This is a genomic window from Ureibacillus massiliensis 4400831 = CIP 108448 = CCUG 49529 (assembly GCF_000772965.1).
Classification (GTDB): domain Bacteria; phylum Bacillota; class Bacilli; order Bacillales_A; family Planococcaceae; genus Ureibacillus; species Ureibacillus massiliensis.
Genome location: NZ_JPVQ01000010.1, coordinates 26,682 through 40,440 on the forward strand (window position 1 = coordinate 26,682; position 13,759 = coordinate 40,440).

Annotated in this window: 13 protein-coding genes; all 13 read left to right on the forward strand. The window is 35.3% G+C overall.

Annotated elements, in window-relative coordinates; genetic code table 11:
• Positions 1-8 precede the first annotated feature (8 nt).
• The 13 genes from CD30_RS07335 to CD30_RS07395 all read left to right on the forward strand — a co-directional run bounded on the left by CD30_RS07335 (position 9) and on the right by CD30_RS07395 (position 13,679).
• Complete coding sequence (locus CD30_RS07335; RefSeq protein ID WP_036174688.1) at positions 9-653, forward strand: bifunctional 4-hydroxy-2-oxoglutarate aldolase/2-dehydro-3-deoxy-phosphogluconate aldolase; 645 nt, start codon at positions 9-11, stop codon at positions 651-653.
• Positions 650-1,798, forward strand: a complete 1,149-nt coding sequence (gene dgoD, locus CD30_RS07340; RefSeq protein ID WP_036174691.1) for a galactonate dehydratase — start codon at positions 650-652, stop codon at positions 1,796-1,798. Before CD30_RS07335 ends, dgoD begins: the two co-directional genes overlap by 4 nt.
• A complete protein-coding gene (gene rpiA / locus CD30_RS07345) occupies positions 1,792-2,463 on the forward strand; it encodes a ribose 5-phosphate isomerase A (protein WP_036174693.1) in 672 nt (223 codons plus the stop codon). The genes dgoD and rpiA overlap by 7 nt, the downstream gene beginning before the upstream one ends.
• Before the next feature lie 153 nt (positions 2,464-2,616).
• Positions 2,617-3,651: a TRAP transporter substrate-binding protein gene (locus CD30_RS07350; RefSeq protein WP_036174696.1), complete on the forward strand. Its 1,035-nt coding sequence runs from the start codon at positions 2,617-2,619 to the stop codon at positions 3,649-3,651.
• 69 nt (positions 3,652-3,720) lie between these two features.
• Positions 3,721-4,233, forward strand: a complete 513-nt coding sequence (locus CD30_RS07355; RefSeq protein ID WP_036174699.1) for a TRAP transporter small permease — start codon at positions 3,721-3,723, stop codon at positions 4,231-4,233.
• A gap of 14 nt (positions 4,234-4,247) precedes the next feature.
• Complete coding sequence (locus CD30_RS07360) at positions 4,248-5,513, forward strand: TRAP transporter large permease (RefSeq protein WP_036174702.1); 1,266 nt, start codon at positions 4,248-4,250, stop codon at positions 5,511-5,513.
• A gap of 21 nt (positions 5,514-5,534) precedes the next feature.
• Positions 5,535-7,703 carry a dihydroxy-acid dehydratase domain-containing protein gene (locus tag CD30_RS07365; RefSeq protein WP_036174704.1) on the forward strand — a complete coding sequence of 723 codons (2,169 nt, stop codon included), beginning with the start codon at positions 5,535-5,537 and terminating at the stop codon, positions 7,701-7,703.
• Between the two features lie 36 nt (positions 7,704-7,739).
• Positions 7,740-8,501, forward strand: a complete 762-nt coding sequence (locus CD30_RS07370) for an IclR family transcriptional regulator (protein WP_036174707.1) — start codon at positions 7,740-7,742, stop codon at positions 8,499-8,501.
• Positions 8,502-8,514: 13 nt separating this feature from the next.
• Complete coding sequence (locus tag CD30_RS07375) at positions 8,515-9,387, forward strand: fumarylacetoacetate hydrolase family protein (RefSeq protein ID WP_036174709.1); 873 nt, start codon at positions 8,515-8,517, stop codon at positions 9,385-9,387.
• Between the two features lie 10 nt (positions 9,388-9,397).
• Positions 9,398-10,867, forward strand: coding sequence for an alpha-ketoglutaric semialdehyde dehydrogenase GucD (gene gucD, locus CD30_RS07380; RefSeq protein ID WP_036174712.1), 1,470 nt, complete (start codon positions 9,398-9,400; stop codon positions 10,865-10,867).
• 11 nt (positions 10,868-10,878) lie between these two features.
• Positions 10,879-11,796, forward strand: coding sequence for a dihydrodipicolinate synthase family protein (locus CD30_RS07385; protein WP_052126090.1), 918 nt, complete (start codon positions 10,879-10,881; stop codon positions 11,794-11,796).
• On the forward strand, positions 11,780-12,730 hold the full coding sequence (locus CD30_RS07390; protein WP_036174714.1) for a U32 family peptidase: 951 nt from the start codon (positions 11,780-11,782) through the stop codon (positions 12,728-12,730). The genes CD30_RS07385 and CD30_RS07390 overlap by 17 nt, the downstream gene beginning before the upstream one ends.
• Positions 12,723-13,679 (forward strand): C-terminal binding protein, encoded by a 957-nt coding sequence (locus CD30_RS07395; protein ID WP_036174717.1) that lies wholly within the window; start codon positions 12,723-12,725, stop codon positions 13,677-13,679. The genes CD30_RS07390 and CD30_RS07395 overlap by 8 nt, the downstream gene beginning before the upstream one ends.
• Positions 13,680-13,759: the final 80 nt, after the last annotated feature.

The following is a 13,759-nucleotide window of genomic DNA, read 5'->3' on the forward strand; positions in this document are numbered from 1 at the left end:
AGGTAACCATGTATAAATGGGATAGGCTGAAATTTATTGTGCAAAACGGAGTAGTAGCTGTCATAAGGAAAGTTAATCCATCAATTATAGAAGAATCAATAGAAGCTTTAATTGAAGGCGGTATAAAAGTTTTAGAAATTACAGTTGATAGTGAAGTTAGCTTTAATGTAATACGTAAGCTAAAAACAAAGTATGGTGAAGATGTTCTTGTTGGGGCTGGTACAGTTTTAGATAAAATAACTGCGAAAACAGCAATAGAGGCCAAAGCAGATTTTATATTCTCACCAATCTATGATATTGAAACAATTCAACTTACAAATCGATATGGTTGTATTTCGATACCAGGAGTATATACTCCTACCGAAATTTCTCAGGCATACTCAGCAGGCGCAGATATTTTAAAAGTATTCCCTGCAACTTCATTAGGCCCAAACTATTTTAAGGATGTTTCTGGCCCACTACCACATGTACCGCTCATGCCAACAGGGGGGGTGAGTTTAGAAAACATGGCCGAGTTTCTGAATAATGGTGCTGTAGCAGTAGGTGTTGGCAGTGCATTATTAAACAAGGAATATTTAGCAAATAAACAGTTTGATCAAATACAATTGATTGCCAAACAATATATCGATAAGTTTCGTGAGGTGAAGAAATGAAGATTATAAGTTTAGAAACTTTTATAGTGCCACCACGATGGCTGTTTTTAAAACTGACCACTAATGAAGGAATTATCGGTTGGGGAGAGCCAGTTGTTGAAGGTCGTGCTGCAACAGTTAAAGCATGTGTTCACGAACTTGAATCTTATTTGATCGGAAAAAATCCTTTAAACATTGAGGGGATTTGGAACGAATTATATCGTGGTGGTTTTTATCGTGGTGGCCCAATTTTAATGAGTGCAATTGCTGGTATTGATCAAGCATTATGGGATATTAAAGGGAAATTTTATAATGCTCCAGTATCAGATTTAATAGGAGGAGTTTGTCGCGAGAAGACGCGAGTTTATTCTTGGATTGGTGGCGATCGTCCAAATGATATTTTAGAGCAAGCCAAAAATGCGCATAAAAACGGTTTTACAGCAATAAAAATGAATGCAACGGAAGAATTACAATTTATTGATAATTATTCAAAAATCGATAGTGTCATAGAGCGTGTGGCAATCATACGTGAAAATTTAGGTAAGGATTTTGGGATTGGAATTGACTTCCACGGACGAGTTCATAAACCGATGGGAAAAGTTTTAGCTAAAGAGTTAGAACAATTTCATCCAATGTTTATAGAAGAGCCCGTTTTACCAGAAAATAATGAAGCCTTACGTGAAATTGCTCATCATACAAATATCCCAATTGCAACTGGTGAAAGAATGTACTCTCGTTGGGATTTTAAACAAATTCTAGCGGATGGATATGTTGATATAATACAACCTGATTTATCTCATGCAGGCGGTATTACAGAATGTAAAAAAATAATTTCTATGGCTGAAGCATACGATGTTGCAGTAGCACCACATTGTCCATTAGGTCCAATTGCATTAGCTTCTTGCTTACAAGTAGATGCAACAAGCTACAATGTATTTATTCAAGAACAGAGCTTGGGAATTCATTACAACGTAGGAAACGATATTTTAGATTACTTAGTTGATCCAAATGTATTTCAATATAATGATGGTTTTGTCCATAATTTGAATAAGCCTGGACTGGGTATAGAAATTAACGAAGATTACGTACGTGAAATGGCTGTAATCGGGCATGAATGGAAAAATCCAGTTTGGCACCATACGGATGGAACGATTGCTGAATGGTAGGAAATTACGATAAAAGCAAAAATCTTGAACAAAAAAAGGCTGCAGCATTTAGAGCTGTTCAAATGGTTCAGGACAATTTGATTGTAGGACTAGGATCAGGGTCGACGATGCAAATTTTTGTTGATTTAATTTCAGAGCGTATAAAAAGAGAGCGTTTACATCTATCTTTTGTACCGGCTTCTAAGAAAATTGAAAAATATAGCTTACCTTTTGGTTTGAATCTATTGGATATTAACTATGTTGATAGAATCGACATTGCCTTTGACGGTGCAGATCGTATCGATGAGCAAAACAATTTGATTAAAGGAGGAGGAGGCTCTTTATTTAGAGAAAGGCAGATTTTAGATATGGCTCAGTCAAGAGTGATTGTTGTAGATTCTTCAAAGTTTGTATCGAACTTTGCAAAAGAAATAATCCCAATTGAAATCGTTCCATATAATTACAGGTGGACTGTCCATAAAATTAATCTATTAGGATTTATAGGCAATATCAGAGGTGAAGCAACTCCTTTTATGACTGACAATGGTAATTATATTTATGACGCATATAATTTAAATAATTTTGACGTGACAGAAACCTATCATTCATTAAAATTAGTTGCTGGAGTTGTCGATGTAGGTCTATTTAAAGAAAATGATTATCAAATAATTTATTCGCATGAGTAAAAACAAAATTACTATTTTGGAAAATTGTTGCAATTCTGTATTTTGAGAGTTAAAATTTAATTGATTTTGAAAGCGATTTCTAATCAATTTTCAAAACGCTGTTTTATAATGTAAAACAAAGGGGAATTTAGAATGAACAAAGGGGGATTTAAAATGAAAAAAGTGTTGTATTTAGGCTTATTATTAATGCTTTCGGTATTATTAGTTGCTTGTGGCAGCTCAGAATCATCCAATAATGGTAATTCTGCAGCGGGTGATAGTGGTGAAAAGAAAGTACTACGAATTAGTTTAGGTTTAAATGACCAAACACCTCTTTACCAAAGTTCTTTGAAGTTCAAAGAGCTAGTTGAAGAAAAAACAGATTCACTGGAAGTTGAAGTATATCACTCAGGTCAAATAGCTGATGATCGTTCTGCAATTGAAATGCTTCAATTCGGTACACTAGAAATTACAATTCCTTCAACAGCACCATTTACAACTTTTGTTCCTGAATATGGAATATTCGACCTACCTTTCCTATTAACAGATACTAAAATAGTAGACTCCGTATTACAGGGGCCGTTTGGAGATAAATTAGCAGAAAAAGCTTCAAGTCAAGGGGTAATACAATTAGCTTGGTGGGAAAATGGTTTCCGTAACCTAACAAACAGTAAAAAACCAATTAAAACGATTGATGATTTAAACGGCTTAAAAATCCGTACAATGGAAAATGAAATTCATCTTGCTGCGTGGTCTGCAATGGGTGCTAATCCAACACCAATGGCATTCACTGAGTTATTTACAGCGATGCAACAAAAAACAATTGATGGGCAAGAAAATCCATATCCAACAATCCATTTAGAGAAATATCCAGAAGTTCAAAAGTATTTAACTGAAACAAATCATATTTACTCACCATTCATCTTTTTAATTAGCCAAAAAACTTGGGATGGTTTAACAGAAGAAGAACGTGAAATCGTAAAAAATGCAGCAATCGAAGCTGGAGAGCATAACCGTAACTTATCCCGTGAAACAGCAGTTTCATCCTTAGAAGAATTAAAGGGCTTAATGGAATACAACAAGATTGAAGGGGCAGAGTTAGAAGCGTTTAAAGCAGCTGTACAACCAGTTATTGAAAAATACAAGTCTACAATTGGAGAGGATTTCGTAAATGAATTCCTAGCTGAAATTGAAAAAGCGCAGCAATAATTTGGACAAATGAGAAATCGAGAATTTTCTCGATTTCTCATTTCACTAATTTGGGGAAAGGATGCTTTTATGACCTTAATAAAATGGTTAGATGAAAATATTGAAAGAACAATTTTATTGATTTTATTAGGTTTGATGTCGGTCGTAATTGTACTACAAGTGTTCATGCGATATGTTGCTCAAAATTCACTTAGCTGGTCAGAAGAATTAGCGAGATTTTGCTTTGTTTGGTTAGTTTATATAGGAATTAGCTATGGAGTAAAAAGAGCAAAACACATTCGTGTAGAGGCTTTATTATCGTTTTTGGGGAGAAAGGGTAAATATTTATTAAATATGGTATCCCTTTTGCTATTCTTAGTATTTGCTGTTTATGCAGTATACTACGGGTTCACAATCTATGAAGTTATTAGTCAAAGTGGTCAAAAAGCCCCTTCATTAGGCATTCCAATGTCCGTTATGTATTTAGGTATGCCAATCGGGATGCTTCTTACAAGTATTCGTATAATACAGCGGATGTATCTTGAAACTAAAATGTTTATGAATAATGAAGAAATTGTCGATACAGATATTCCGAAGTTATAAGGGGGGTAATATAGATGGGAGTTACCATATTTGTAGCATTTGCTATTTTACTAGTTTTAACCGTACCAATTGGTATCGCACTTGGTTTATCGGCAATAGTTGCAATCCTGATTCATGGAGCTATTCCGATTGAATTTATAATGAAAGAATTAACGACTTCTGTTAACTCGTTCCCGTTATTAGCAATTCCATTCTTTATTCTTGCTGGGGAAATTATGGGTAAGGGCGGTATTTCAAAACGTTTAATTGCAGTAGCGGAATCTTTAGTTGGTTCGGTAACAGGCGGATTAGCTTTGACAGCAATCGTAACCTGTATGTTCTTTGCAGCCATTTCAGGTTCAGGTCCTGCTACAGTAGCAGCAGTTGGGAGTATTATGATTCCTGCAATGGTTAAAAAAGGTTATGATATTAAGTTCTCTACTGCAGTAGTCGCTTCTGCTGGATCAATAGGGGTAATTATACCTCCATCAATACCAATGGTTATGTACGGAGTATCTGGAAGTGTTTCAATCGGTGATATGTTTATGGCAGGAATATTCCCCGGAATTTTAGTTGGCTTAGGCTTAATGGTTTATGCGTATTACTACGCGAAAAAGGCGGGATACAAAGGCACATCTGAAAAGACCTCCATTTCTAATATCGCTAAACAAATATGGCATGCAAAGTGGTCATTATTAATTCCAATAATAATTTTAGGTGGGATTTATGGAGGAATCTTTACTCCAACTGAGGCAGCTGCGGTAGCAGTAGCAGTAGGCTTTATAATCGGTGTGTTTGTATATCGAGAATTAAAAATGAAAGATTTGAATGCAGTATTTGTTGATTCCGCTCTAATGTCTGCAACAGTTTTAATTATTGTAGGAAGTGCTACAGGATTCGGTAAATTGCTTACGATTGAACAAATTCCGAATAAAATAGCTAATAGTTTAATAGCATTGTCTGATGACAAGACTGTCATTATCTTATTAATTATTGTTTTACTATTAATAGTAGGTTGTTTCATGGACACAATAGCTGCCATCATCATTTTAACTCCTATTTTATTACCAATTGCGACACAGGTTGGTTACGATCCAATCCATTTTGGTATTATCATGATTGTTGCATTAGCAATTGGATTTATTACTCCACCAGTAGGAGTTAATCTTTTTGTTGGAGCGGGTATTTCAGGAGTAAAACTCGAAGCTTTATCAAAAGCGGTTATTCCACTCATCATTGCCATGGTAATAGTTTTGTTAATTATTACATTTATTCCGTTTTTATCTTTAATTTTACTATAAATAAATTAGGAGGAGAATAATATGGCGTTTCCATTAGTAAAAAGTAGAATTAATCCATACAGTGAAAATGTGCAAGGGAAGGCAAATGAACCAATTACAGTTGCCGGACTTTTAGACAATGCAAAAAAGATACTTGGTCCATTTTATGAGGGGGGTAATCCTGACTGGACATTAGAAGAAGTTATTAATCGGTTAGAGAACAATGCACCAAGAATTGCAATTATTGGTGGGTCTGCAGATCACCCAGCTCATATTATGGACTATATGACTTCTTCGAGAGCTGCCATTAGAATTTGGCAAAATGGTGGAGTGCCGTTTTATTTTTCTACTCCTGTAATGTGTGACGGAACTGCTCAGTCAAACCAAGGAATGAGTTATTCCCTTCAGAGCAGAAATGCTGTTGCTCAAATGATAGTGAACCAATTAGAGGCTCACAGTTATCATGGCGCTTTTGTTATTCAAGGGTGTGATAAGCAACCTTTAGGAGTTGTAAGTGGTTTGGCTCATTTAGATACTCTTCGTAAGTCTCGTGGTGATGCACCATTCTTTGCAACATTTGCTCCGGCTCATGTATTAGTAGGTGGAACTATTCCTGAGGATGTTATAGAAAAGTTAAATTCAGTTTATGATAAAGCAGTTGCAATGGGGCATGAAGATATTGGAAACGATCTTAAGGATACAATGAGTTATATTTTACAATGTGCCGCGAATACGTCATTCCAAGGTGTATTTGAACGCGCGGTAGAAAAGAATATTATTACAAAAGAGGAACATAAATATTTAGAAATGCGCTTAGCAGCTGCTACTTGTGATTCACAAGGTGGAGTATGTACATTCAATGGTACAGGGAATAGCTCACGTCATTTAGTTGCTGGTTTAGGATTAGTACACCCAGCAGTAGAGTTATTAACGAGTCCGCCAAACCAACAACAGATAAACGCAGTAATTGATGCATTTGAGCATATGATTAATAAACCTGAGTTTGGTGTAGCTTCGCTAGTAAGTCAAAATATTCGTAATGGTATTCGAATTCATAGTGCCTCTGGTGGGTCGACAAACTTAATGATGCATATGGTTTCTGCAATGATATATGCGGGGTATGATTTTAGCTTATTTGACATTGAAAGCATCTTGAAGGAACAACCGATACCAGACTTATTTAACTATTCGTTAACGGAAGGACGAGACATTTTCGCATTAGCAATGCAATGTTGTAGTGGAGAAAGTCGTGGTATGGAGTCATTATTCCATGAATTACTGAACAACGGTATTAATATGGATGTAGATGCGTTAACAGTAACTGGGTCTAGCTGGAAAGAGAGACTTGTATATACAGATAATTTACCCGCAACAAATGTTAAAGATAACCCAGTTATTTTAAGCACACCCCGAAGACCGTTTAGTGGCGTTGATGTATTACGTGGAAATTTCTTCGAAAGTGCTGTAGTAAAAATTAGTGGAATGCCAACACCTCAATTAAATCAATTTGATAATAAATTATCAGTAGTCGTTTATTTCGATAATGAGGACGAGGCAAATAACAAATTACTTGATGTAACACTTCTGAATCAATATAAAGAAGCGAAAGTAATCAATGAGAACACATTGCAGAAAATTGCTAAATATAATGCACCTGAGAAATATGAGGAACTTCAAAAGTTATCATATGATGAATTATTTGATCAAGTTATTAATTTAGGAATATTGAAAATTGCTGTAATTATTGCTGGGCAAGGCCCGGTAGCATTTGGTATGCCGGAAATGTTTACACCAATGCAGCATATTAATGCGAATCGAAAATTAAAGCGCATTTGTACTATTATTAGCGATGGCCGTTATTCGGGGGTAACTTATGGTGCAGCAATTGGACATATGACACCGGAAGCGTTAGAAGGAGGCGGTATAGGGTATCTAAAAACAGGTGACATCTTACATTTAAGATTACGAGAACAAAGAATTGATTTAGTCAATGTTGAAAATGACGAAATTTATTATGATAATTACATTAAAGAGAGACCAGATCGAATAAAGTTATTTAATGAAAGAAAAGAAAAGATGAAAACAAGACAGAAGTTAGTTGCTGCAGCTAACCGAATGGTTGGTCATACAGATGCTTCAAGAGGAGTTGTACCAATTCAGGTTTATGAGGATGCAACTCGGAAATTTCAAAAAGAATATTCATTATATTAATTTTTCGATCTCTTAAAAATTTAAGAGGTGAATAAAATGACATTAATCCAATCGATATCCCGTGCATTGGAAATTTTAGAACTATTTGATGAAAATCATCGTTCATTTAGCATTAAAGAGATAAGTACAAAACTAGATTTGAATAAAAGTACAGTTCATTCAATTTTAAAAACTTTAAAACATTATGGTTATATGAAGCAGGATTCTGAATCGGCAGAATACTCATTAGGTTGGCGTTTATATGAAAGAGGTAATCTGTTAATGAGTCAGATTGATATAAAGCCTATTGCACAAAAGTATTTAACAAAGCTGAATCAGCAAACGAATGAAACCGTCCATTTAGTTGTACGAGTTGATAGTGAAGCATTATATATAGATAAAATCAATGGTATTAACACTCTTGTGATATACTCTCGAATTGGTAAAAAGGTACCCTTACATTCAAGTGCGGTAGGGAAGGTATTAACGGCATATTTAAGTCAAATGGAAATTGACTCAATCTTTGAAAACTATGATTTTAAACCAGCAACGAAGAATACAATTTTAAATTATGAAGATTATTTAACTGAGCTTGAGAATGTTCGTTTGCTTGGTTATGCAGTTGACAATGAAGAAAATGAAGCAGGTATATATTGCTTAGCTATGCCAGTTTATGACTATACACAAAAGGTTGTAGCGGCAATCAGTGTATCGACTCCATTAGTTAATGTTACAGAAACGAAGAAAAAGGAAATTTTAGATTTATTATGTCAATGCACGTTCGATTTATCTATGGAACTTGGTTATAAAAAAGATTGAAAAGGAGATTACTATGAAATTTATTAGGTTTAATGATAAAGGTAACATTCGAAGTGCTTTAATTAATGAGGAAAACTTAGTATTTCCAATAGATTTTGACCAATATGTAGATTTCTTTTATTTCTTGAAAGACCAAGGTATTACAGCAAGTGACTATATTAAACAAAATAATCTTGCATCCATATCTATTAATCTTGAAGAACTTTCATATGTCTTACCAATTGTACCAGAGGAAATTTGGGCATCAGGTGTAACGTACTTAAAAAGTAAGGAAGCAAGAAACTTCGAAGTAAAGAATGCAAACAAACAAATTGAATCAACATTTTATGACAAAGTTTATGATGCAGAACGTCCAGAGATTTTCTTGAAATCTACTGCGCGACGTATAGTTGGACCATTAGCTGAGTTATATATTCGTAATGATTCCAATTGGCAAATTCCTGAGCCAGAACTAACTTTAATTATTGGTAAAGATGAGGATATTATTGGTTTTACATTAGGTAATGATATGAGTTGTCGTGATATCGAAGGTGAAAATCCACTTTATTTACCACAAGCAAAAATTTGGAAGAATTCATGTTCAATCGGCCCATCTATATTGATGCCTGAAGGAATTGAAGACCCTTATGAATTAGATATTACTTGCCGGATTTTTAGGAATAATGAACTGCAATTTGAAGGATCTGCATTCATCAATCAATTAAAAAGAAGATTAGATGAGTTAGTAAAATATTTAGTCTATGAAAACGATATTGTTCCAGGTACTGCATTAATGACAGGTACATGTATCGTTCCTCCCAATGAGTTCACACTTGAAAAAGGTGATCGTATTGAAATATCTAGTACAAAAATAGGTGTCTTAGTAAATAATATTACAAGAAATTAGGAGGATTTTTATGAACGAAGTATTTAGCATAACAGAGGAAGTACATTCGAATTTTATCAATGGTGAGTGGAAACAATCAACTAGCGGAAAATTAATAGACAGTATTAATCCTGCTAATCGTCAAGTGATGGGGCAAGTACAATCATCAACTATTGAAGAAGCCAATGAAGCAATTGAAGCAGCACATAATGCTTCAAAAGAATGGGCAAAGGTTGGTGAATTCCAACGTGGCCAATATTTATATAAAGTAGCAGCGCTATTAGAGGAAAATCTTGAAGAGATTGCGAAAACGTTAACGGAGGAAATGGGTAAAACGTATCCAGAAGCTTTAGGTGAAACACAGCGCGGTATTGCAATTTTAAAATATTATGCTGCTGAAGGTAGCCGCAGCAATGGTGACGTAATTCCAGCTTCAGAGAAAGATGCATTAATGTTTACAAAGCGTATTCCACTAGGAGTAGTAGGTGTAATTACCCCTTGGAACTTCCCGGTAGCTATTCCCATTTGGAAAATTGCTCCAGCATTAGTATACGGAAATACAGTAGTATTTAAACCAGCTTCCGAGGCTGCTGTAACTGCTGCTAAAGTTGCAAAGTGCTTCGCGGATGCGGGACTACCTTCAGGAGTATTTAACTTCATTACAGGAAGTGGATCAACAGTAGGCGATGCAATTATTAATAGCAAATATTTAAAGGCTATAACATTTACGGGTTCATCCAAGACAGGAAAGATGATCGCTGAAATAGCATCAAAAAACCAAGTGAAATATCAGCTTGAAATGGGTGGGAAAAACCCTGTAATCGTGCTAGATGATGCAAATCTTGAAAATGCTGTGCAAGCAGTAGTCAGTGGAGCATTTAAGTCAACAGGACAAAAATGTACCGCAACTAGTCGTGTCATTATACAATCAGGTATATACGAGCAATTTAGAGATCGATTAGTTGAAGTGACAAAGGGAATATCAGTTGGTTCTGGTTTAGATTCAACTACTTGGATGGGGCCATGTGCAAGTGAAGGTCAATACAAAACCGTTTTAGAGTATATTGAAATTGCTAAAAATGAAGGTGCAACACTAATTACAGGTGGTCATGCAATTGATTCTGAGCTAACACCAGGATTCTATGTTGAACCAACCATTTTCGATAATGTAACTACTGATATGCGAATTGCACAGGAGGAAGTATTTGGCCCTGTCATTGCATTAATTAAAGCAGAGAGTATTGAAGATGCAATTTCATTTGCAAATGATGCTGAATATGGTTTAAGCGCATCAATTTTTACTACAAATATTGGTAATGCGTTAGCATTTATTGATGATATAGAAGCTGGATTAGTTCGAGTGAATGCTGAAAGTGCGGGTGTAGAATATCAAGCCCCATTTGGTGGTTTAAAAGATTCAAGTTCTGGTAGCCGTGAGCAAGGTCAAGCTGCAAAAGAGTTCTTTACTGTTTCAAAGACAGTCTATATCAAGGCTCAATAAGGAGGAATAATATGAGAGGAATCATACCTCCAGTTGTGACGTTAGTAGATGAAAATGGGAAGCCTGATTTAGCAAAAAATAAGCAAATGGTAGACAAAATTATTGAAGCTGGGGTACACGGATTAGTCTTACTAGGTAGCTCCGGTGAATTTCCTCATTTTACTATGCAGGAGAAAAAAGATTATTTAAATGAGATTATTCCTTATCTAAGAGGTAAACTACCAGTTTTAGTTGGAACAGGTGGTGTGATACTTGAAGAAACAATTGAATTAACCCTTTTTGTAGAAAGATTAGGTGCTGACGGAGTTTTGGTCGTAAACCCGTTTTATTGGAACCTAAGTGATGAGCAAATATACGTATATTATGCAGAACTTGCAAAAGCAGTGAATATTGATATCTATTTATATAATATTCCACAATTAACTGGCCAGGAAATCCCAGTTTGTGTTATTGAAAAGCTTGCTAAAGACTTTGATAATATTCGAGGTATTAAGGAAACAGTAAGTAGTATTTCTCGTATTCGTACTGTAATCAATGAGCTTAATAGCGTAAGAGAAGATTTCTATGTATATAGTGCATTTGATGAACATTTATTAGATGCACAAATACTGGGCGCTGCAGGTAGCATTAATGGTACTTCAGTTTTCCTACCAGAATTATCAGTTCGTTTATATGAAGCAATTCATAATTCTGATTTTAGCCAAGTAAAAAAACTTCATATTGAAATAAGTAACAAAATGGAATTATATAGCTGGCATCCATCTTTTTATATTTCCATGAAGGAAGCTGTTTACGCAAGATGGTTCCCAGAGGAATCGGTTAATTTGAGAACGCCGTTCATTAATAATGAACAAGACTTAAGAAGTTTAGCTAAAGCAATGATTGAAGAAAGCTTATGTTCGGGGGTTTATGATGAAAAGTACAATTGACTTTTTAGAAAAGCTAGGTTATCCAGGTAAAGACTATCAAGATCTTCCAACATCAACGAAGCGTTTTCCAGACGGAGCACAATATCGCATCGAACTACCTAGTGTTGAAGGACCAAAAGCACTAAAAGAAACATTAAAAGCCATAGATGAATATGGATTGACAATTCATCGTATTTCACAAGGCAGTGGCATTATGCTTCAAACGGATGAGGAAATCAAGGAAATGTGTGAACTAACGGCGGAGCGTGGAATGGAATTAAGTCTTTTTGTTGGTCCACGTGGTACCTGGGATATTAGTGCTGGCCCCTTAACTACTGCTGGTAAATCACAGGCATTACGTCACGAGGGTGCAAATCAATTAGTTTATGCAATTGAGGATTTAAGACGTGGAGCAGCTCTTGGTTTACGTGGAGCTCTCGTAGCTGACGAAGGATTATTATATATTACTAAAAAAATGAAAGAGGAAGGTCTACTTCCAGCTGACTTTGTTGTAAAAGTATCGGTGCAAATGGGGGCATGCAACCCTGTTTCAGTAAAAATCATGCAAGATTTAGGTGCTGATACGTACAATGTACCATCATCTTTAACGTTAGCTAAACTTGCAGCAATTCGTCAGTCCATTGATATTCCAATTGATATCTATATTGAAGTGCCAGATAACTTTGGCGGTTTCTTACGTTATTATGAAATTCCAGAGATTATTCGTGTATTATCTCCGGTTTATATCAAATTTGGTTTACGTAATCATCCCGATGTTTATCCTTCTGGAAAACAGTGGGAATCTACAAACCTTTCTTTAGTTCAAGAGCGTGTACGACGTGCTGCAATTGGTGTAGATATGATTAAGCGCTATTGCCCTGATGCTAAGACATCAAAATTAGGAGCAACTGGATTAGGTGTTCCTAAAGTGGAAGTAGGGCATAGAAATGTTTAAAGTAGTTTTAACAGATTATGAATTTGAGACATTGGAATTTGAACAACGTGTATTAGATGAAAGTGGCTTAAAAATTAATTTTGTATCGGCACAATGTAAATCAGAAGATGAAGTGATTGAAGTTGCAAAAGATGCTGATGCAATTATTAATCAATATGCACCTTTATCGGAACGTGTACTGAGAAGCTTAACGAAATGTAAAGTTATTTCTCGATATGGTGTAGGTGTAGATACGATAGATCTTAACATTGCTAAGGAATTGGGCATTAAAGTTTGTAATGTTCCAGACTATGGGATTGAAGAAGTTTCAAATCACACTTTGGCATTATTAATGGCATGGACACGAAAAGTTATTGAGCTTAATAATGCAGTGAAAAATGGTATATGGAACTTTAATGTTGGAAAACCAATTTATCGTTTTGAAAATAGAACATTTGCAATTTTTGGATTTGGCCGAATACCACGACGAGTTATTGAAAAAATTCAACCATTAGGCCTAACTCTAATAGGTTATGATCCGTTTGTTAGCGCTGAAGAAATGGCTAAATATGGTGTGAGAAAAGTGGAACTAGATGAAGCTATCAAATTAGGAGATATTCTTTCCTTCCACGTACCTTTAGTTGAGCAAACGATGCATTTATTAAATAAAGAGCGATTAACACAATTAAAAGACGGTGTGTTTATTATAAATACTGCACGGGGACCGATTATTGAAACGGAAGCTTTAATTCAAGGGTTAAAATCAAAAAAAATAGCAGGAGCAGCTTTAGATGTTATTGAACACGAGCCAATCGAAGCTGGTCACGAGCTATTAACGTTCGATAATGTGTATCTTACACCCCATAGTGCATTTTATTCAGAAGAGGCAATTGAAGAATTAAGAACTAAGGCAACAAAAAATGTGGTAGATGTTCTAGCAGGACAGCAGCCAACGTATGTAGTTGTTTAATAAGGTGACTGCATAGATTAAACACTATGCAGTCTCTTATCTTTTATCTGGATGTAAAAAGGTAGGAGAACGAGGAAGTC

Excerpts from the sequence above, each read along its gene's own strand:
- CD30_RS07365 (WP_036174704.1), top strand. The coding sequence starts at position 5,535 with ATGGCGTTTCCATTAGTAAAAAGTAGAATTAATCCATACAGTGAAAAT.
- rpiA (WP_036174693.1), top strand. The coding sequence starts at position 1,792 with ATGGTAGGAAATTACGATAAAAGCAAAAATCTTGAACAAAAAAAGGCT.
- CD30_RS07395 (WP_036174717.1), top strand. The coding sequence starts at position 12,723 with ATGTTTAAAGTAGTTTTAACAGATTATGAATTTGAGACATTGGAATTT.
- dgoD (WP_036174691.1), top strand. The coding sequence starts at position 650 with ATGAAGATTATAAGTTTAGAAACTTTTATAGTGCCACCACGATGGCTG.
- CD30_RS07390 (WP_036174714.1), top strand. The coding sequence starts at position 11,780 with ATGAAAAGTACAATTGACTTTTTAGAAAAGCTAGGTTATCCAGGTAAA.
- CD30_RS07350 (WP_036174696.1), top strand. The coding sequence starts at position 2,617 with ATGAAAAAAGTGTTGTATTTAGGCTTATTATTAATGCTTTCGGTATTA.
- CD30_RS07355 (WP_036174699.1), top strand. The coding sequence starts at position 3,721 with ATGACCTTAATAAAATGGTTAGATGAAAATATTGAAAGAACAATTTTA.
- CD30_RS07360 (WP_036174702.1), top strand. The coding sequence starts at position 4,248 with ATGGGAGTTACCATATTTGTAGCATTTGCTATTTTACTAGTTTTAACC.
- CD30_RS07375 (WP_036174709.1), top strand. The coding sequence starts at position 8,515 with ATGAAATTTATTAGGTTTAATGATAAAGGTAACATTCGAAGTGCTTTA.
- gucD (WP_036174712.1), top strand. The coding sequence starts at position 9,398 with ATGAACGAAGTATTTAGCATAACAGAGGAAGTACATTCGAATTTTATC.
- CD30_RS07335 (WP_036174688.1), top strand. The coding sequence starts at position 9 with ATGTATAAATGGGATAGGCTGAAATTTATTGTGCAAAACGGAGTAGTA.
- CD30_RS07370 (WP_036174707.1), top strand. The coding sequence starts at position 7,740 with ATGACATTAATCCAATCGATATCCCGTGCATTGGAAATTTTAGAACTA.
- CD30_RS07385 (WP_052126090.1), top strand. The coding sequence starts at position 10,879 with ATGAGAGGAATCATACCTCCAGTTGTGACGTTAGTAGATGAAAATGGG.